Annotated in this window: 17 protein-coding genes; 8 read left to right on the top strand and 9 right to left on the bottom strand. The window is 60.5% G+C overall.

Annotation, left to right across the window (positions count from 1 at the left end; genetic code table 11):
- Positions 1 to 171 precede the first annotated feature (171 nt).
- Complete coding sequence (locus AC3RCG_RS01510) at positions 172 to 1,731, top strand: methyl-accepting chemotaxis protein (RefSeq protein ID WP_492402473.1); 1,560 nt, start codon at positions 172 to 174, stop codon at positions 1,729 to 1,731.
- 45 nt (positions 1,732 to 1,776) lie between these two features.
- On the opposite strand, the gene AC3RCG_RS01505 is transcribed toward AC3RCG_RS01510, so the two are convergent.
- Entirely contained in the window at positions 1,777 to 2,757 is a 981-nt protein-coding gene (locus AC3RCG_RS01505; protein WP_034783859.1) for a LysR family transcriptional regulator, read from the bottom strand.
- A 206-nt stretch (positions 2,758 to 2,963) separates the two neighbouring features.
- Here AC3RCG_RS01505 and AC3RCG_RS01500 point away from each other — a divergent pair, with 206 nt between their 5' ends.
- Complete coding sequence (locus AC3RCG_RS01500) at positions 2,964 to 3,269, top strand: hypothetical protein (protein ID WP_070218913.1); 306 nt, start codon at positions 2,964 to 2,966, stop codon at positions 3,267 to 3,269.
- 65 nt (positions 3,270 to 3,334) lie between these two features.
- Here the strand turns inward: AC3RCG_RS01500 and AC3RCG_RS01495 are convergent, their stop codons facing one another.
- The 5 genes from AC3RCG_RS01495 to AC3RCG_RS01475 form a co-directional block, all read right to left on the bottom strand.
- Positions 3,335 to 3,943 carry a chalcone isomerase family protein gene (locus AC3RCG_RS01495; RefSeq protein WP_492402474.1) on the bottom strand — a complete coding sequence of 203 codons (609 nt, stop codon included), beginning with the start codon at positions 3,941 to 3,943 and terminating at the stop codon, positions 3,335 to 3,337.
- Positions 3,944 to 4,051: 108 nt separating this feature from the next.
- Positions 4,052 to 4,318 (bottom strand): YfhL family 4Fe-4S dicluster ferredoxin, encoded by a 267-nt coding sequence (locus AC3RCG_RS01490; protein ID WP_070218911.1) that lies wholly within the window; start codon positions 4,316 to 4,318, stop codon positions 4,052 to 4,054.
- Positions 4,319 to 4,332: 14 nt separating this feature from the next.
- Positions 4,333 to 4,830, bottom strand: coding sequence for a pantetheine-phosphate adenylyltransferase (coaD, locus tag AC3RCG_RS01485; RefSeq protein WP_034752633.1), 498 nt, complete (start codon positions 4,828 to 4,830; stop codon positions 4,333 to 4,335).
- 112 nt (positions 4,831 to 4,942) lie between these two features.
- Positions 4,943 to 5,602 (bottom strand): 16S rRNA (guanine(966)-N(2))-methyltransferase RsmD, encoded by a 660-nt coding sequence (gene rsmD / locus AC3RCG_RS01480; protein WP_121670785.1) that lies wholly within the window; start codon positions 5,600 to 5,602, stop codon positions 4,943 to 4,945.
- Positions 5,603 to 5,672: 70 nt separating this feature from the next.
- Complete coding sequence (locus tag AC3RCG_RS01475; RefSeq protein ID WP_492402475.1) at positions 5,673 to 6,578, bottom strand: DUF6279 family lipoprotein; 906 nt, start codon at positions 6,576 to 6,578, stop codon at positions 5,673 to 5,675.
- 26 nt (positions 6,579 to 6,604) lie between these two features.
- On the opposite strand from AC3RCG_RS01475, the gene glmU reads away from it, so the two are divergent.
- Positions 6,605 to 7,981 (top strand): bifunctional UDP-N-acetylglucosamine diphosphorylase/glucosamine-1-phosphate N-acetyltransferase GlmU, encoded by a 1,377-nt coding sequence (gene glmU, locus AC3RCG_RS01470; protein WP_070288914.1) that lies wholly within the window; start codon positions 6,605 to 6,607, stop codon positions 7,979 to 7,981.
- A 652-nt stretch (positions 7,982 to 8,633) separates the two neighbouring features.
- Here glmU and AC3RCG_RS01465 read toward each other — a convergent pair.
- A complete protein-coding gene (locus tag AC3RCG_RS01465) occupies positions 8,634 to 9,107 on the bottom strand; it encodes an Lrp/AsnC family transcriptional regulator (protein ID WP_070217697.1) in 474 nt (157 codons plus the stop codon).
- A gap of 161 nt (positions 9,108 to 9,268) precedes the next feature.
- Here AC3RCG_RS01465 and glmS point away from each other — a divergent pair, with 161 nt between their 5' ends.
- Positions 9,269 to 11,098, top strand: a complete 1,830-nt coding sequence (gene glmS, locus AC3RCG_RS01460; RefSeq protein ID WP_070288915.1) for a glutamine--fructose-6-phosphate transaminase (isomerizing) — start codon at positions 9,269 to 9,271, stop codon at positions 11,096 to 11,098.
- A gap of 179 nt (positions 11,099 to 11,277) precedes the next feature.
- Positions 11,278 to 12,396 (top strand): serine hydrolase domain-containing protein, encoded by a 1,119-nt coding sequence (locus AC3RCG_RS01455; RefSeq protein WP_205602310.1) that lies wholly within the window; start codon positions 11,278 to 11,280, stop codon positions 12,394 to 12,396.
- Between the two features lie 27 nt (positions 12,397 to 12,423).
- Here AC3RCG_RS01455 and AC3RCG_RS01450 read toward each other — a convergent pair whose 3' ends face one another.
- Complete coding sequence (locus tag AC3RCG_RS01450) at positions 12,424 to 13,323, bottom strand: LysR family transcriptional regulator (protein WP_492402476.1); 900 nt, start codon at positions 13,321 to 13,323, stop codon at positions 12,424 to 12,426.
- A gap of 128 nt (positions 13,324 to 13,451) precedes the next feature.
- Between AC3RCG_RS01450 and msuE the strand changes: the two genes are divergently transcribed.
- The 3 genes from msuE to AC3RCG_RS01435 all read left to right on the top strand — a co-directional run bounded on the left by msuE (position 13,452) and on the right by AC3RCG_RS01435 (position 16,137).
- Positions 13,452 to 14,033, top strand: a complete 582-nt coding sequence (gene msuE, locus AC3RCG_RS01445; protein ID WP_492402477.1) for an FMN reductase — start codon at positions 13,452 to 13,454, stop codon at positions 14,031 to 14,033.
- Positions 14,034 to 14,103: 70 nt separating this feature from the next.
- On the top strand, positions 14,104 to 15,084 hold the full coding sequence (locus AC3RCG_RS01440) for a DUF1852 domain-containing protein (RefSeq protein WP_070288918.1): 981 nt from the start codon (positions 14,104 to 14,106) through the stop codon (positions 15,082 to 15,084).
- A gap of 24 nt (positions 15,085 to 15,108) precedes the next feature.
- Positions 15,109 to 16,137 carry a methionine synthase gene (locus AC3RCG_RS01435; protein ID WP_492402478.1) on the top strand — a complete coding sequence of 343 codons (1,029 nt, stop codon included), beginning with the start codon at positions 15,109 to 15,111 and terminating at the stop codon, positions 16,135 to 16,137.
- A gap of 112 nt (positions 16,138 to 16,249) precedes the next feature.
- Here AC3RCG_RS01435 and AC3RCG_RS01430 read toward each other — a convergent pair whose 3' ends face one another.
- Positions 16,250 to 17,929, bottom strand: coding sequence for a methyl-accepting chemotaxis protein (locus AC3RCG_RS01430; RefSeq protein ID WP_492402479.1), 1,680 nt, complete (start codon positions 17,927 to 17,929; stop codon positions 16,250 to 16,252).
- Positions 17,930 to 18,064 lie beyond the last annotated feature (135 nt).

Below are 18,064 nucleotides of genomic sequence, written 5' to 3'. Positions count from 1 at the left end.
CTATCGGAACAAATGTTGTAGGGTAGAACTACAAATCTGCTATCCGGTAGCCGCCTGAAACGCCGCATAGACGTGACGTTCAGGGTGCAAGGCGGGCAATCGTGCCCACCCGCATACGGTTACAGCACGTCCCTTCAACGGGACGTGACGGGTTCGCGCAGCGGGGGACAAATGAAGCAGTTGCAGCATCAGCTGGTGCGTTTCTTTGTATTCACGATCCTGGCCATGGCCATCGCCTGTTGCCTGGCCTATCTGTTGCTGCTCTCGGGCGGCGACCATCCGTATCTGATCGCTTGCGTGGCCGCCGCCATCGGTGCCGCGCTGCTGGCGTTCGCCAGCCATGCGCGCGGCGAGCCGGGTTTGCACGAGTTCGCCGGCACCGTGGGCAACGCCATCGACGCCATCATGATCGGCGCGGCGGAAACTTCGTATTTTGTCGATTCCGTCAAACAGAAGGTGGAACTCGACGTGCGCACGGCCAGCGACATTGCCGATAGCTCCGTGCAAAATGCCGCGATGACGGAAAAGATCGCCGCCAATGCGGAACGGGCCGCCAAGGTGGCCGCCGGTGTGCGTGTGGAAAGCGTGGCGGCGCGCGCCGAAGTGGACCAGGGCTTGCGCCGCATCAATCATGCACGCGAGGAAGCGCAAGGCGCCTCCAGCAACATGCTGAGCTTGCAGGAAAAATCCAAACGCATCACGGGCTTTACGGAAGCCATTTCCGATATTTCCGCGCGCACCAACTTGCTGGCGCTGAACGCCGCCATCGAAGCGGCGCGCGCCGGCGAGCACGGCCGTGGTTTTGCCGTGGTGGCCGGCGAAGTGCGGCAACTGGCGCAGCGCACCAAGGAAGCGTCCGATGAAATCAGCGTGATGGTGCGCGAAATCAATGAACAGGCGGAAAAAGCCGCACGTGGCATGAGTTCGCTGGCGACCGGTGTCACGGAAGCGGCGCGCAATGTCGAAAGCGTGCATGCCTCGCTCAGCCATATCGAGGAATCGTCGGGCGAGTCCGAGGACGAGATCGGGCAAATCGCCCGCGCCTCGCGCGAGCACGTCGACACGACGCAGCTGATCGCCGACGCCATCCTGCAAATCCGCGACAGCATGTTGTCGACGAATGCGGAATTGCCGCGTGCCACACAGTCGGCCATGGCCCTGGCCGAGCGGGCCGAAGTGATCGCCGGCGCGCTGGGCGAATCGAGCGTGGCCACGCCGCACGACGAGATCCGCGAGGCGGCCCAGCGCGCCGCGCGCGAGGTAGGCAAACTGTTCGAGCAGGCGATCGCCTCGGGCCGCATCACGCGCGAAGCCCTGTTCGACCGCCACTACCGCCCCATCCCGAACACCAATCCGCCCAAGCACAACACGAAGTTCGATGCCTTTACGGACAAGGTGCTGCCCGACCTGCAGGAAGGCGTGCTGGCCGCGTTACCCCATCTCGCGTATGCGGGCGCCGTCGACAACAATGGCTATTTTCCAACGCATAACAAGAAGTTTTCCCAGCCGCTGACGGGCGACTACGCCACCGATATCGTGAATAACCGCACCAAGCGCATCTTCAGCGACCGTACGGGCAAGCGCTGCGGCAGCAACACCAAGCCCTTCCTGTTGCAGACCTATAAACGCGACACGGGCGAAGTCATGCACGATTTATCCGTGCCGATTCACGTCGAGGGCAAGCACTGGGGCGGTTTCAGAATCGGTTATCGGTCCAGCAATCACGCATAAAAAAAACGCCTGAGACATCAGGCGTTTTTTTGTTACGTACAGGTGTTATTCGACGTGCGGCTTCGGTGCCACGCCGCCGCCGGCCGCCGTGGCCGTCCGTAACGTGGGCGTGTTCATGCTTTCCAGGTGGTTGCGCAGCCACTTGTGGGCGGGGCTGCGGGCGTCGCGTTCGTGCCACAGCATGTCCAGGTGGACGGCCGGCAAGGTCAACGGCAAATCCTTGTACAGCAGAGACTCCGTCATGCCCGTCGAGGCGATCAGATGGCGCGGCAAGACCGTGATCAGGTCGGAATTGGCGACGACGCGCCCGGCCGTGAAGAACTGGTTGACCGTCAACAAAATGCGCCGTTCGCGGTGGATCTGCGACAGCGCTTCGTCGATCAAGCCATGCGCGCGGCCGGAAAAGCTCACCAGTAAATGGTTGGCCGCGCAATAGTTATCCAGGGTCAATTCCTTGTCGGCCAGCGGATGGCCGCGCCGCATCACGCATACATACTTGCCGGAATACAGGCGCTCGTGGCGGATGGGCGAACCCGTCTCGCTCGACAATTGCGCCGCCACGCCCGGAAAGAAGCCCACGGCCAGGTCGATATCGCCGCGCAGCAGCATCGGGCGCGGTTCGCGCGTCGTCAGCGGCATCATGCGCACGTTGACGCCAGGCGCTTCGCGTTCGATCGAGCGCATCAATGAAGGCAGCCAGAACGCGGCCGTCGCGTCGGCCATGGCCATGCGGAAGGTGGCGTGCGTCTTCGACACGTCGAAGGTTTCCGGCGTGACGGCCGCTTCCAGGCTGGCCAGGGCCGAGCGTACGGACGGCCACAGCGCTTCGGCGCGGGGCGTGGGTTTCACGCCATACGCCGTGCGGATCAGCAATTCGTCACCGAGGCTCTCGCGCAGCCGTTTGATGGCGTTCGATACCGCCGGCTGCGTCATCGCCAGGTGGCCCGCTGCGCGCGTCAGGTTTTGTTCCGTCATGACGGCGTCGAAAACACGCAGCAAGTTCAGATCCAGCGTCAGAAAACTCATGGAAAGCCCAAGATAAAAGTTGAATTGATTACTTAAAATTGATTACTTAGGAGTGTAAACCGCGCCGGGCACGAATATTTTCACTCGTTAAAAAATATTACAGTTTTCCATTCACGATTCATATAATTGGTATCAAGAAATGGAATTAGATTTATATGTTGCACTGCACTATAGTACTGGCAAATTCTATAATGCACTGGAACAGTATGTCTACCTTCGCCTCCGCCCTGTACGCAGTATCCGCACCCGTGCTGGAGATTTCCCTGCTGAACGCCCTGCAACTCGTGCTGGTGATCGTCGCCGTGGGCGCCTTCGCCCTGCTGTTCAAGCCATTGCTGGTGGGCATTGCCCGCGCCATGGTGCTGGTGGTGCGTCCCAAGCTGAGCCGTGAAGAGCGCCTGGCGCGCCAGCAGATGCGCGAAGCGCAAGCCTTGCAACGCACTCTGGGCAAGATGGATGGCGTGTCGCCAAGCAACGCCGCAGAATTGCGCGCCCTGTCGACGCGCGCCTGAGCGGTCAACTGTTGCAAATGATAAGCCGGCCTGCGCCGGCTTTTTTTACGCCCGCCGCCAGCTGATCACGCCACGTCGCCCAGCAAATGCGCGCGTAACACCGTGTCGGCCGGATGGGCGCCGATCCAGATTTTCAGCAGCGCATTGTAAAAAGCCAGGTCCGGCACCATGTCGCCCACCTGTTTGCCGTTCAGCTTGCACAAGGTCCCCTCTTCCGGCAGCCAGTCCACGGTGAGGATGTCGCCCTTTTTCAGCCCGGGCACCGTTTCGAACATGGCGCCGAACTGCATCGTCTGGCTCAGCAGGCGCGTGCGGTCGGCCTGGTCGGAACTGCGCTTCAAGCCCTGCATGAACGCTTGTCCCAGCTCGTCGGACGTGATGTCGCGCAGCATGACGATTTCCAGGCGGCGCGGCCCGGGCAGTGCCAGGATGTCGGCCAGCTGGGTTTTCTTTTCCGGCAGGTACAGCGCAATCGTGTAGACCTTGAAGATGACCTTGTAGCGCACGCCGGCGCCGTTGAGTTTCAACTCGCGGCTGGCCAGCTGCACCGTGTCGTCCAGCTTGACGCCGCCCACTTCGACGGCCAGCGCAGGTTGCGCCAGGGCGGCGCACAAGCCCGCGCACAGGCAGGCGACGGCCAGGGAGCGGCCCAAACGGGATGTGCGTATTTGCATCTTCTGCCTCCGTAGAGAAACATGTGCTGTGGATAAGTCCGCACAAGCACACAGTGTAGAACAGTTGGCAGAAGCTGGCGCCACGCAGAAGTGGCGAGGAAGAAATGCTTAGGGTTTGGCGGCAGGCAGTTCCGCCTGCAGGCGTTCGTACTTGGCCATCAATTGCTCCGGGCTTTCGCGCCAGGCGGGATTGAAGGGGATGCAGCTGACAGGGCACACTTGCTGGCATTGCGGCTCGTCAAAGTGCCCCACGCATTCAGTGCACTTGTTGGGATCGATTTCGTAGATTTCCGCGCCCATGTAGATCGCGTCATTCGGGCACTCGGGCTCGCAAATGTCGCAATTGATGCATTCGTCGGTGATCAGTAATGCCATGATTTCACTCTTACTTATTGCGATGAGGCAGCGTTGGCGGCAATCTTGTTTTGCAGCCAGCGGTTCACCGAGGGGAAGACAAACTTGGAGACGTCGCCGCCCAGCGCCGCGATTTCGCGCACGATGGTGCCCGAAATGAACTGGTACTGGTCGGATGGCGTCAGGAACATGGTTTCGACATCGGGCAGCAGGTAGCGGTTCATGCCCGCCATCTGGAATTCGTATTCGAAGTCGGAGACGGCGCGCAAGCCGCGCACGATGACCCGCGCTTCATGCTTGCGCACGAAATCCTTGAGCAGGCCGGAAAAGCTTTCCACTTGCACATTCGGATAGTGACCGAGCACTTCGTTGGCGATTTCCAGGCGTTCGTCGAGCGAGAAAAACGGCTGCTTGTTCTTGCTGTCGGCCACACCGACGATCAGCTTGTCAAACAGACCCGATGCGCGGCGCACCAAATCTTCATGACCGCGCGTGAGCGGATCGAATGTTCCTGGATAAACGGCTACAACCATTGCGGCTCCCTGATGATGCACCAATATAGACGCGCATTATGCCTGAAATTGGTGACCACCTTGGTGCTGCGCCTCGGGCCAGGGAGCCTTTTTGCCTCATTTATAGGCAGATTCAGGCAGTTGCCGGCACTTTGTTGTAAGTTAGCAAATGATAATAAACGGTGCCCGCCTTGTCGGCGCGGATGACTTCCCATGGCGCCATCCACTCGGGCTTTTCCAGTGCGCTGGCTTCATCGAAGACCAGCGGCAAGCCCGATTCCGCGTACACGATGCCGCCTTCCTTGAGCAGGTTGGCGCACATCGGCAACACTTTCGCCAGGAAATCCTGCTGGTAAGGCGGATCGAGGAAGATCAGGTCGTAACGCTGGCCGCGCGCTGCCAGGCCTTGCGCCGTCAGCAGGGCGTCGCCGCGCAGCAGCTGGACATTGTCGGCGCGCAATTTCGTCTTGTTTTCTTCCAGCTGGCGGATCACGGGCGTATGCGTATCGACCATGGTGACGGATGCGGCGCCGCGGCTGGCCGCTTCAAAACCCAGTGCGCCGCTGCCGGCGAACAGGTCCAGCACCTGGGCGTTGGCCCAGTCGCCGTCGCGCAAGTGGTTGATCCAGTTGAACACGGTTTCGCGCACGCGGTCCGGTGTCGGGCGCAAGCCCAGTGCCTGCAAAACAGGCAGCACGGAGCGCTTCCACTGGCCGCCGATGATGCGCACCTGGTTCGGTGGCGGCGCGTGGTGGACGGGGACTTTGGCGGGTTTCTTGATCTTTTTTTGCATGTGGATTTCTTCAATTCGATGGCGACCACTATAGCATATGGCCCCATCCCCCCCTGCTGGCGCTGGCTGTCTATTTGGCTTGCGTGGCCAGGGAATTGAAATCGTCGATCCAGCCCTGCATGCGCTTGACGGCATGGGCTTTTTGCGCCGGTGTGGCGATCTTGATCACCGTCAAGATCATCTGTGCCGTGCTGCTTTCGTAGGCGTCAAAAAAGGCCTTGCGTTCCGAGTGTTCCAGGCGCTCGAAACTGTCCTTGATCAGGGTCGTGATCAAGGCCGCGGCCGCTTCCTTGCCGAGTTTTTCCTGGTGGACTTTCTTGACCAGGGTCAACACATTCTGCTGGCGCCGCATGCGTTCGTCGAGCCAGATCTCATTGTTCAGCGGACGCGCGTCGGACGCCTTGCGGATGATGGCTTCCTGCGCGCTGCTGAAGCTGCCGAACCACAGTTCGAATTGCTCCATGGCTTTCTTGTAACGCAGTTTTTGGCGCTTGTCCTGGTCGCCGCTCAGGTATTTCTTGCGGTAATCGTCATTGTTCGACTTGAACTTCTTTTCCATCTGCGCGATCTGGTCGGGCTTGAGCGAGCGCGCCAGGTCGGCCAGGTCGGGCGCCGCCTTCAGCAGCAGCGCCTGGGTGCGCTGCTTGATCTCGCCGTAGTCGGCCATCAGGTCTGCCTGCGTGATATTGCCTTGCAGCTGTTTCTGGCCCGTGCGCAAGATTTCCACGTAATCCTTCAATTGCGTCTTGCGGTGCCAGTCGAACAGCTTGTCGATGTCTTCGCGCACCCAGCCCTTCTGGTCGCGGTCGAGGTCGACATACGCGTTCAGCCACCAGTACAGCACGGTATCGCCGTTGTTGTAGGCCAAGCGCAAGCCGCTGCAGCCGGCCATGACGACGAGCATGATGGCCAGCACGGCATAAGTAAACCGCTGGAAGGACGTGGAAGACGGGGCCTGCGTGTTAAACTTTTTCATATTCTTAACTTATAAAATTACGGTCTATGAACGTTGTCATTCTCGCTGCCGGTATGGGCAAACGCATGCAGTCGGCACTGCCCAAGGTATTGCACCCGTTGGCGGGCAAGCCGCTGTTGTCGCACGTCATCGACACGGCGCGCGTCCTGGCGCCGTCCCGATTATGCGTGATTTACGGCCATGGGGGCGCAGCGGTGCTGAAGTTGCTGGACGGCTACAAGACCAAGCAGGACCTGGCGATCGACGCGGCGGAACAAACGCAGCAGCTGGGCACCGGTCATGCCGTGCAGCAAGCGGTGGCGTTGCTGGATGACAGCGTGCCCACCCTGATCCTGTACGGCGACGTGCCGCTGACCAGCGCCGCTTCCCTGCAGCAACTGGTGCAGGCGGCCGGCAAGGACAAGCTGGCCATTTTGACCGTGGAACAGGACGATCCCTTCGGCCTGGGCCGCATCGTGCGCGAGCACGGCGCCATCGTGCGCATCGTCGAGGAAAAAGATGCCACGCCAGACGAGCGCGCCATCCGCGAGATCAACAGCGGCATCATGGTCGCGCCCACCGTGCAGCTGAAGCAATGGCTGTCGGCCTTGTCGAATGACAATGCCCAAGGGGAATACTATCTGACCGATATCGTTGCCCAGGCCGTCGCCGACGGCGTGGCAGTCACCTCGGCCCACCCGGCGGCCGTGTGGGAAGTGGCGGGCGTCAACAGCAAGGTGCAGCTGGCCCAGCTGGAGCGCATCCACCAGAACAATATCGCGCAAGCCTTGCTCGAGCGCGGCGTGACCTTGCTGGACCCGGCCCGCATCGACGTGCGCGGCGAACTCATTTGCGGCCGCGATGTCACCATCGACGTCGGCTGCGTATTTGAAGGCCGCGTGGAACTGGGCGACGGCGTGCGCGTGGGCGCCAACAACGTCATCATCAATGCCACCGTGGCCGCCGGCGCGCACATCAAGCCCTTCTGTCATCTCGAGGATGCCGTCGTCGGCGCCGCTTCCATCATCGGCCCTTACGCGCGCCTGCGCCCGGGCACGGTTCTGGCGGAAGACGTGCACATCGGCAACTTCGTCGAAGTGAAAAACAGCCAGGTCGCCGCGCACAGCAAGGCCAACCACCTGGCCTACATCGGCGACGCCACCATCGGCTCGAAGGTCAACATCGGCGCCGGCACGATCACCTGCAACTACGATGGCGTGAACAAGTTCCGCACGGTGATTGAAGACGACGCCTTCATTGGCAGCGACAGCCAGCTGATCGCGCCCGTCACCGTCGGCAAGGGCGCCACCCTGGGTGCCGGCACGACCTTGTCGAAAGATGCGCCGGCCGGCAAGCTGACGGTGTCGCGCGCGCGGCAGGTGACCATCGACGGCTGGACGCGTCCCGTGAAAATCCCCAAGTAAGCGATATCGCCCTCACCCGGCATGACGCCGCCAGCCTGTCCGGGCTGGCGGCGTTTTTTTACGCCTGTGGATAATCCTGTGGAAAGCTGGCTGGTAACCCGGGATAAGTCGCAGCTTTATTTCCATCAAGTATTTCTGCTGTATTTTGGTGTGTGGATAAACATGTGAACAAGCAGGCGGACAAGCGATGGATAAGCCCGGTATAAGCTGCGTATAAATGGTGAAAAACCTGTGGAAAAGACGGGATAAGTTATCTGGCGAAGTTTGGTGCCCCAGCAGACACGCTCGTCTCGCAGACGACGAAAGTAGCCTCAGATTTTTGCCTGCCCGGATTGTGGATAAGCTTGTGCGTAATTGGCGAATAAGTCATGAATAACTTATAAGTCATTGTATTGCAAGGATATTTAAGACAAATTTGTAAAGCCTTGCTGTGGGTAAAGCTGTGCAAAAGCCTGTGATTAAAGCGTGGGCAAACGCTGGATAAGCCGGGATAAGTTTTATCCGGGAACTGATGTCTATTTATTGAAAGGCCTCATGCGAGGCTGGATGGCGGCGGCCGTGGAAATCCGTGATGTTCATACTGTGGATAAACTTGTGCATAAGCGGGCAGAAAGGCTGGGATAAGCGGGGATAACTTTTCTGCCCGCCGGCTTCACACAGCGATGCGCGTCTCGAACTTGCTGCGAAACGTGGAAAAATAGCTTTTCACGTTGCGCACATTCGCGTGCGCGGCAAACAGGCGGTGCGCCAGCGCGTGGTAGGCGGGCATGTCGGCCACCTGCACCATCAGCACGAAGTCGGGCCCGGGCGAGACGCGGTAGCATTGCAGCACGGCGGGCTCGTCCGCCACGAGTTGCTCGAATTCGGCCATGCGTTCCGCTGCCTGCACGTCGAGCGTGATTTCCACGATGGCCGTCAGGCGCGCGCCCACCAGCTGCGGCGCGACGATGGCCACTTGCCGCTCGATGACGCCGCTTTCCCGTAAATGCTTGACCCGCCGCAAACATGTGGGCGCCGAGACGTGTACGGCTTGCGCCAGCTCGCTGTTGGTTTGCGACGCATCAATTTGCAGGGCATTCAGGATGCGACGATCGATTTCATCGAGGGTAATATTGTGCTCGCTCATAATTTTGATGAATTGGAAAATATATCGAGTATAAATGAAATAATATTTCACCATGAAATAGTCATGAAATATTCGGTCAAAAATATAAGGATTTAGAAAGCATATTTCACGCACTCTGCATTAGCATGCGTGCATTGATTAAATTTTAGACAGAGGTTTCCATGTGCGGCATCGTCGGCGCGGTAGCGCAACGTAATATCACTCCCATCCTGGTCGAAGGCTTGAAGCGCCTGGAATACCGCGGCTACGATTCCTGCGGCATCGCCCTGCATGCGGATGGCCGGCTGCAGCGTTCGCGTTCCACCGCGCGTGTGGCCGAGCTGGAAAAGCAGATCGCCGAAGAAGGCTTGAGCGGTTTTACGGGCATCGCCCACACGCGCTGGGCCACGCATGGCGCCCCGGTCTCGTTCAATGCCCACCCGCACTTTTCCCCGACGGAAGAGAACGCCCGCGTGGCACTGGTGCATAACGGCATCATCGAAAACCATGACGAACTGCGCGCCGAACTGACGGCCCTCGGTTACGTCTTCCAGAGCCAGACGGACACGGAAGTGATCGCCCACCTGGTCGAGCACATGTATAACGGCGACCTGTTCGAGACCGTGCAGCAGGCCGTGAAACGCCTCGACGGCGCGTATGCGATCGCTGTCTTCTGCCGCGACGAGCCGCACCGCGTGGTCGCCGCGCGCCAGGGCTCGCCCCTGATCGTCGGCCTGGGCAACGGTGAAAACTTCGTCGCGTCGGACGCCATGGCGCTGGCCGGCACGACGGACCAGATCATCTACCTGGAAGAAGGCGACGTGGTCGACCTGCAATTGTCGCGCTGCTGGATCGTCGACGTCGACGGCAAGCCCGTCGAGCGCGAAGTGAAAACCGTGCACGCCCACACGGGCGCGGCCGAGCTGGGCCCGTACCGCCACTACATGCAGAAGGAAATCTTCGAGCAGCCGCGCGCCATCGGCGACACGCTCGAAGGCGTGACGGGCATCATGCCGGAACTGTTCGGCGACGACGCGTATAAAATCTTCAAGCAGATCGACCGCGTGCTGATCCTCGCCTGCGGCACCAGCTCGTATGCGGGCATGACGGCCAAGTACTGGATCGAGTCGATCGCCAAGGTGCCCGTCAGCGTGGAAGTGGCCAGCGAATACCGCTACCGCGACAGCGTGCCGCATCCGAACACCCTGGTCGTGACCATTTCGCAAAGCGGCGAAACGGCCGACACCCTGGCCGCCCTGAAACATGCGCGCAGCCTGGGCATGCAGCACACCCTGACCATCTGCAACGTGGCCACCAGCGCCATGGTGCGCGAATGCGCGCTGGCCTACATCACGCGCGCCGGCGTGGAAGTGGGCGTGGCGTCGACCAAGGCGTTTACGACGCAGCTGGCCGGCCTGTTCCTGCTGACGCTGTGCCTGGCGCAAGTCAATGGCCACCTCTCCGAAGAGCAGGAAGCGGCGCACCTGAAAGCCATGCGCCACCTGCCCGTCGCCATCGCGTCCGTGCTGGCGCTCGAGCCGCAGATCATCGCCTGGTCCGAAGAATTCGCGCGCAAGGAAAACGCCCTCTTCCTGGGCCGCGGCATGCACTACCCGATCGCCCTGGAAGGCGCCTTGAAACTGAAGGAAATCTCGTACATCCACGCCGAAGCGTATCCGGCAGGTGAACTGAAGCACGGCCCGCTGGCCCTGGTGACGAATGAAATGCCCGTCGTTACCATCGCGCCCAACGACGCCCTGATCGAAAAGCTCAAATCGAACATGCAGGAAGTACGTGCCCGCGGCGGCCAGTTGTACGTCTTTGCCGACGTCGACTCGCGCATCAGCTCCGGCGAAGGTCTGCACGTGATCCGCCTGCCCGAGCACTACGGCGACCTGTCGCCTATCCTGCACGTGGTCGCGCTGCAATTGCTGGCCTACCACACGGCGCTGGCGCGCGGCACGGATGTGGACAAGCCAAGGAATCTGGCCAAGTCGGTGACGGTGGAGTAAGCCTGGCGGGGGCCGCCCCGGGCCGCCGGGAATAGAAAGAAAACGCCACCTCCGGGTGGCGTTTTCTTTTAGTCTGGAAAAACCATGCGCGTGACTTTTTTCTGCCGCCGCCGAAGCCATTGTGCGAGAATGCCCGTCCCCCTTCGATGGTGCGCATGATGACCAAACTCGCCGCAATCATGACTGGAATGACACTCGTGCTGGCAGCTTGCAAGCCCGCAGCCACGGCACCTGCGCACGATATTCCTGCGGCCATGCGCCAGACCGCGACCACCCTGCTGCAGTCGACATTGCTGCACGCGACCTCGATTGCTGTCGTGTATCGCGGCAAGCAATTCATGCTGCATCAAGGCGAGCTGGAGACCGGCAAAGCCAATCCGCCGAACGATACGACGCTGTATGAAATCGGCTCGGTCAGCAAGACTTTTGCCGGCCTGCTGCTGGCGAATGCCGTGCTCGACGGAAAGGCGGCGCTCGACGATCCCATACAAACGTACCTGCCGGCCGCCTACCCGAACCTGCAGTCGCAGGGGCAGCCCATACGCTTGCGCCATTTGGTCACGCACACGAGCAATATGCCGGGCATGCTGCCCTTGCAGGTGAACACGGTCCTGAAGGATTTCACGGCACATGCCACGCCGGCAAAGCTCAATGCCGCCTATGCCAACTACGGACAACGGCAATTCTGGCAGGACTTGCACACCGTCAGCATCAAGGGGCCGCTCGGCAAGGACTACGCCTATTCCAGCGCCGGTACCGAACTCGTGGCGCACACGCTCGAAACAATCTATGGCATGCCCTATGACGTCCTGCTCACGCAATGGCTCGCGCGCGAAGCGGGCATGCAGGATACCAGGCTGAGCATCACCGCCGCGGATGCCGGCCGGCTGGCGCCGGGCTACCACAGCGACAATCCCGTCGTCACCACGCCGATGCCGCAACTGCCCTGGGGGGCGGCAGGCAACCTGAAGTCGACGATGCCGGACATGGCGAAATACCTGCGCCTGCAATTGAGCGCCCATCCTGCCGTCGTTGAATCGCACAAGCCTTTGGCGCGCTTTCAGGACGACTTCAGCATCGGCTATTTCTGGAACATCGGCAGCAATCGCCAGCTGGGCACGCATTATGTCCACCATGGCGGCGTGCCCCGTGCGCAAAGCTACGCCTACGTCGTTCCCAAATATCAGCTTGGCGTCTTCATCATCACCAATCAGAGCGGCGACGCTACGGCCGGCGCCATGGAAAGCGCGCTGGCGCATATGTTCGACACCGTGGAAGCCATGGAAGGCGCGCGGTAGCCGGCCCCAGTGAACACGCGCGCGTGCTTAGCTTCCCGGCGCAACGACAGGCTGGCGCGCCAGTGCGATGAAGGCGCGCACGTAGTCGATGGCGGTGTCCGTCTCGCGTGCGCCCAGGAAGATCTGCTTGGCGATGCCGCGCGCGCCCAGGCGCACCGGCACCACGTCCATCTTGGCCGCGTATTCCTCGACCAGCCAGCGCGGCAGGGCGGCCACGCCGCGGCCGCTGGCCACCATCTGCAGCATGATGTCGGTCGTTTCGATGGCTTTATGGCGCTTGGGTGTGACACCGGCCGGCAAGAGGAATTGATTGTAAATATCCAGGCGCTCGATGTCGACGGGGTAGCTGATGAGCACTTCCTGCGTCAGTTGCCGGGGCTGCACATATGCCGCCCCAGCTAGCGCATGGCCCTTGGCCACGACGAGCACCTGCTCGTAGTCGAACACGGGTTCGAAGGCCAGCCCCGGCTTGTACAGCGGGTCGGGCGTGACCAGCAGGTCGATTTCGTAGCCGAACAGCGCGCCGATGCCGCCGAACTGGAACTTCTGCTTGACGTCCACATCCACGTCGGGCCAAGCGGTCAGATACGGCGACACCACTTTGAGCAGCCATTGGTAGCAAGGGTGGCATTCCATGCCGATGCGCAGCGCGCCGCGCTCGCCCTGCGCGAACTGGCCCAGGCGCTCTTCGGCCAGGTCCAGTTGCGGCAGTACCCGGTTCGCCACCGCCAGCAGATACTGGCCGGCCTGCGTCAGGCGCAAATTTCTCCCTTCGCGCAGCCAGACGTCGGTGCCCAGCTGCTGTTCCAGCTTCTTCATGCTGTGGCTTAAGGCCGACTGGGTCAGGTGCAGCACGCCTGCGGCGGCCGTCAACGAGCCCTGTTTTTCGACCTGCTGGACGATGCTGAGGTGGATGCGTTCAAGCATTAGAATGAGCCATATTCATGGATGTATGAAATATGACCATTATACTTCATCGATTCCTCCCGCTATCATCCACTTCCCTGTTGCCGGCATTGACCGGCCTTCGCGCATCCATCCCTATGAAAGCAACCATGACACGTCCATTGCGTATAGTCGCCGTTTCCGGCGGGCTGCAAGGCCCTTCCAAGGCGGCAGCCCTGGCCGAGCACCTGATGGACCTGATCGCCGACGAAGTGCTGTGCGAACAACGGCTGGTCGAACTGGGTCAGCTGGCGCCGCAGCTGGCCGGCGCCGTCTGGCGCTCGCAGCTGCCCGAGACGGTGGAGCGGGAACTTGCGGCGGTCGAGCAAGCTGATATCGTGGTGGTGGCAACCCCGGTCTATCGCGGCGCCTACACGGGACTGTTCAAGCACTTCTTCGACTTCATTCATCAGGATGCCTTGATCGACAAGCCCGTCCTGCTGGCGGCCACCGGCGGCAGCGAGCGCCATGCCCTGATGATCGACCACCAGTTGCGGCCGCTGTTCAGCTTTTTCCAGGCACGCACCTTGCCGCTGGGCGTCTATGCGACCGACAAGGATTTCCTCGACTACCGTCTGCAGGACGAGGCGCTGCTCCAGCGGGCCGCACTGGCGGTGCAACGGGCCTTGCCCTTGATCGGATTGACGCGCCATGCGAGCTCGGCCACGGCTGACGAGCTGGCCGCAGCCTGAGACGCATCACCGCGGGTACCAAGCAATTAACACATTCACCTTTTCGCAGAAATCAGGACAGCAGATCACCATGAGCAACGACTTTGTATTCAGCATCAAGAGCATTGTTTTCGATGAAAACTATCACCCATCGGACACTACGCGCCTGACGACCAACTTTGCCAATCTGGCCAGGGGAAAGAGCCGCCAGGAGAACTTGCGCAACACCCTGAAAATGATCGACAGCCGCTTCAACAGCCTGGCGCACTGGGACAACCCGAACGCTGACCGCTACTCGGTCGAACTCGAAATCATTTCCGTCGAGTTGAATATCGATGTCAAAGGCGGCAATATCCCGCTGATCGAGATATTGAAGCCGAATATCCTGGATAAAAAAACCGGCCAACGCATCGACGGCATTGCGGGGAATAACTTCTCCTCTTACGTGCGCGATTACGACTTCAGCGTGGTGCTGCCAGAGCACAACAATAATCAATCCGCATTCAGTGCACCCGATGATTTCGGCGATTTTCATGGCAAGCTGTTCAAGCACTTTGTCAGATCCGATGCTTATCAAGAGCGTTTCAGCAAGCCGCCGGTCATTTGCCTCAGCGCTTCGAGCAGCAAGACCTATCAGCGCACGGAAAACCAGCACCCCATCCTGGGCGTCGAGTATCAGCAAAACGAGTTCTCCTCGACGGATGCCTATTTCGAAAAAATGGGCATGCAGGTGCGCTATTTCATGCCGCCAAACAGCGCCGCGCCACTGGCTTTCTATTTTATCGGCGACCTGCTGGCCGACTACAGCAATCTTGAACTGATCGCCACCATCAGCACGATGGAAACCTTTCAAAAGATTTACCGGCCCGAAATTTACAACGCCAATGCCGCGGCGGGGAAATGCTATCAGCCCAGCCTGAAGAATCAGGATTATTCGTTGACGCAAATTGTCTATGACCGGGAAGAGCGCAGCCAGCTGGCTGTCAAGCAGGGCAAATATACGGAAGAGCACTTCATCAAGCCGTACAAGCATGTTCTTGAACAATGGGCTGCCGCCACGCTCGCTGATTAATCCAAATACACGAAATCGCTGATCATGAAAAAATTATTGCCTACATCAACCGCCGGCAGCTTGCCCAAACCTTCCTGGCTGGCGCAGCCTGAAAAACTCTGGTCTCCGTGGAAATTACAGGACGAGGAATTGATTGAGGGCAAACAGGATGCCTTGCGCTTGTCGCTGCAGGAACAGCAGCAGGCAGGCATCGATATCGTCAGCGATGGCGAGCAAACCCGCCAGCATTTTGTCACCACGTTTATCGAGCATCTGAGCGGCGTCGATTTTGACAAACGCGAGACCGTCCGAATCCGTGACCGCTACGATGCGAGCGTGCCGACCGTCGTGGGCGCCGTGAGCCGCACCAAGCCGGTGTTTGTGGACGACGCCAGGTTTTTACGTCAGCAGACCACGCAGCCGATCAAATGGGCGCTGCCAGGTCCGATGACGATGATCGATACGCTGTATGACAGCCACTATAAAAGCCGCGAAAAACTGGCCTGGGAATTCGCCAAGATCCTCAATCAGGAAGCGCGGGAACTGGAGGCGGCCGGCGTCGACATCATCCAGTTTGACGAACCCGCTTTCAATGTGTTCTTCGATGAAGTGAACGATTGGGGCATCGCCACCCTGGAGCGGGCGATCGAAGGCCTCAAATGCGAAACGGCCGTGCATATTTGCTATGGCTACGGCATCAAGGCCAATACGGACTGGAAAAATACGCTGGGGTCCGAGTGGCGTCAATATGAGGAATCGTTCCCCAAGCTGCAGCAATCGAATATCGACATCATCTCGCTCGAATGCCACAACTCGCGCGTGCCCATCGACCTGATTGAACTCATACGCGGCAAAAAAGTGATGGTCGGCGCCATCGACGTGGCAAGCAATGCCGTTGAAACGCCGGAGGAAGTGGCCAACACCCTGCGCAAGGCGCTGCGCTTTGTCGATGCCGACAAGCTCTACCCGAGCACCAACTGCGGCATGGCGCCCTTGGCGCGTGGCGTGGCAAGAGGGAAATTGCATGCGCTCAGTGCCGGCGCGGAGATCATCCGCAGAGAAATCTCGGCCTAGCCGCGCCGTGTCAAACTTGATCGTTTATTGACATGGATCAGGTCGCGTAACAAGAAGCAGCCTATGCTGCATGACGCCACAGGTGCCGAGAGGCACCTGTAGCGTTGCTGTCTTAGAACTCTTCCCAGTCGGATGACGCCGCTGTTGCCGGCGCAGCTTTCCTTGTCGCCGGCACGCGCAAGGCGACGGCTTGCTGGCGCGGTGCGGTTGGCGTGGCGACTGCCGCTTTGGTCTGCGCCTTGCCGGCGTCAAGTTTAAATACGCTCACCACCTGCGCCAGGGTCGCCGCCTGCTCCTGCATGGCCGCCGCCGCTGCCGCCGATTCTTCCACCAGGGCCGCGTTTTGCTGGGTGACGTTGTCCATCTCGCTGATGGCCTGGTTGATTTGCTCGATGCTGGCCGTCTGTTCCGCGCTGGCGGACGTGATCTCTTGCATGATGTCGGTGACGCGGCGCACGCTGTCGACCAGGTCGCTCATGGTGTCGCCGGCCTGGTGCACGAGTTCGCTGCCGGCCGCCACGGTTTGGGTCGAGTCGTCGATCAGGGTCTTGATTTCCTTGGCGGCCGCCGCCGAGCGGTGCGCCAGGCTGCGCACTTCCGTGGCCACCACGGCGAAGCCGCGGCCCTGCTCACCCGCGCGCGCCGCTTCCACGGCCGCGTTCAAGGCCAGAATGTTGGTCTGGAAGGCGATGCCGTCAATGACGCCGATGATGTCGGCAATCTTGTTTGACGAGGCGTCGATTTGCCGCATGGTCGCCACCACTTGCGCGATGACGGCGCCGCCGCGCTGCGCCACGCCGGAGGCCGTGTCGGCCAGCACGTGCGCCTGGCGCGCATTGTCGGCATTCTGCTTGACGGTCGAGGTCAGCTCTTCCATGGATGAGGCTGTCTCTTCCAGCGAACTGGCTTGCTGCTCCGTGCGCGCAGACAGGTCCAGGCTGCCCGCCGCCACTTCGGACGAGGCCGAGGCGATCGTTTCCGTGCCGGCGCGCACCGTGCCCACCGTGTGCGCCAGGTTGTCGTTCATGCGCTTGAGCGCTTGCAACAGTTGCCCCATTTCATCGCTCGACTGCACGGTGATACGGCTGCGTAAATCGCCTGCGGCCACCGTGTTGGCCACCTGCAGCGCCGTGGCGACGGGACCGGTGATCGAGCGCGTGATACCGTATGCCAAAGCCGCCGCGATGGCCAGCGCCGCCAGCGACATGCCGATCAGCAAGGTGCGCGTATTGGCATAGGTGGTGTTGGCGTTGTCGCCCGCCGTGGTGGCCAGGGTGTTTTGCAAGCTGATTTGTTCGGCAATCAACTGCTTGTAGACAAGCAAGACGGGGCGCAGTTGGCCGTACAGGTAGGCGCTGCTGTCGTCCGGCGTACCGCTTTTGATCAGCGCCAGCAGCACCTCCTGCCCCTGCGCGTAGCGCGTGTTGGCGTCGTTCATCTTGGCCATCAGCGCGCGTTCACGGTCCGAATCGAGCATGTTCGCGAGCTTGCCGAGATTGCCGGCCGCCGCCTGGCGCGCGGCCAGGATGGCGTCCGTTTGCTTGCGCTGGTCGGCGGGATCGGCGCTGAGCATCATGTTGCGCAGGGCAATGGCGATGTCGTTGATGTTGGCCGACACGCTGTTGGCGAGCGCAATCTTGGGCATGCTGTCATGCACGATGTGGCCGGTGCCCTGGTTGATCTTGCCCAGCATGGCAATGCCCAGGCAAGAGATGATGATCAGCATGGCGCCGATGGCGCCAAAGCCCACGGCGAGGCGGGTGCCGATGGTCAGGTTGGATAAAAACTTCATGGCGGTCTCAATACGGAGGGAATGGTCAAAAGGTCGGCGGCTGCGGATTGGGGGCCGCGCCGCCAAGCGGAGGACGATCCTAGACCTTTTTATGTGATATTTCCATAGGGCAATATGCCTAGTCGCCCCTTGGAT

This window comes from Janthinobacterium sp. GW823-FHT01H08, from assembly GCF_058797855.1.
This window is presented reverse-complemented; position numbering and strand designations above follow the sequence as displayed.

Coding starts and splice junctions, on each gene's coding strand:
- AC3RCG_RS01455 (WP_205602310.1), top strand. CDS start 11,278: ATGACTGGAATGACACTCGTGCTGGCAGCTTGCAAGCCCGCAGCCACG.
- AC3RCG_RS01450 (WP_492402476.1), bottom strand. CDS start 13,323: ATGCTTGAACGCATCCACCTCAGCATCGTCCAGCAGGTCGAAAAACAG.
- msuE (WP_492402477.1), top strand. CDS start 13,452: ATGACACGTCCATTGCGTATAGTCGCCGTTTCCGGCGGGCTGCAAGGC.
- AC3RCG_RS01495 (WP_492402474.1), bottom strand. CDS start 3,943: ATGCAAATACGCACATCCCGTTTGGGCCGCTCCCTGGCCGTCGCCTGC.
- AC3RCG_RS01475 (WP_492402475.1), bottom strand. CDS start 6,578: ATGAAAAAGTTTAACACGCAGGCCCCGTCTTCCACGTCCTTCCAGCGG.
- rsmD (WP_121670785.1), bottom strand. CDS start 5,602: ATGCAAAAAAAGATCAAGAAACCCGCCAAAGTCCCCGTCCACCACGCG.
- glmS (WP_070288915.1), top strand. CDS start 9,269: ATGTGCGGCATCGTCGGCGCGGTAGCGCAACGTAATATCACTCCCATC.
- glmU (WP_070288914.1), top strand. CDS start 6,605: ATGAACGTTGTCATTCTCGCTGCCGGTATGGGCAAACGCATGCAGTCG.
- AC3RCG_RS01510 (WP_492402473.1), top strand. CDS start 172: ATGAAGCAGTTGCAGCATCAGCTGGTGCGTTTCTTTGTATTCACGATC.
- AC3RCG_RS01430 (WP_492402479.1), bottom strand. CDS start 17,929: ATGAAGTTTTTATCCAACCTGACCATCGGCACCCGCCTCGCCGTGGGC.
- AC3RCG_RS01465 (WP_070217697.1), bottom strand. CDS start 9,107: ATGAGCGAGCACAATATTACCCTCGATGAAATCGATCGTCGCATCCTG.
- AC3RCG_RS01435 (WP_492402478.1), top strand. CDS start 15,109: ATGAAAAAATTATTGCCTACATCAACCGCCGGCAGCTTGCCCAAACCT.
- AC3RCG_RS01440 (WP_070288918.1), top strand. CDS start 14,104: ATGAGCAACGACTTTGTATTCAGCATCAAGAGCATTGTTTTCGATGAA.
- AC3RCG_RS01505 (WP_034783859.1), bottom strand. CDS start 2,757: ATGAGTTTTCTGACGCTGGATCTGAACTTGCTGCGTGTTTTCGACGCC.
- coaD (WP_034752633.1), bottom strand. CDS start 4,830: ATGGTTGTAGCCGTTTATCCAGGAACATTCGATCCGCTCACGCGCGGT.
- AC3RCG_RS01500 (WP_070218913.1), top strand. CDS start 2,964: ATGTCTACCTTCGCCTCCGCCCTGTACGCAGTATCCGCACCCGTGCTG.
- AC3RCG_RS01490 (WP_070218911.1), bottom strand. CDS start 4,318: ATGGCATTACTGATCACCGACGAATGCATCAATTGCGACATTTGCGAG.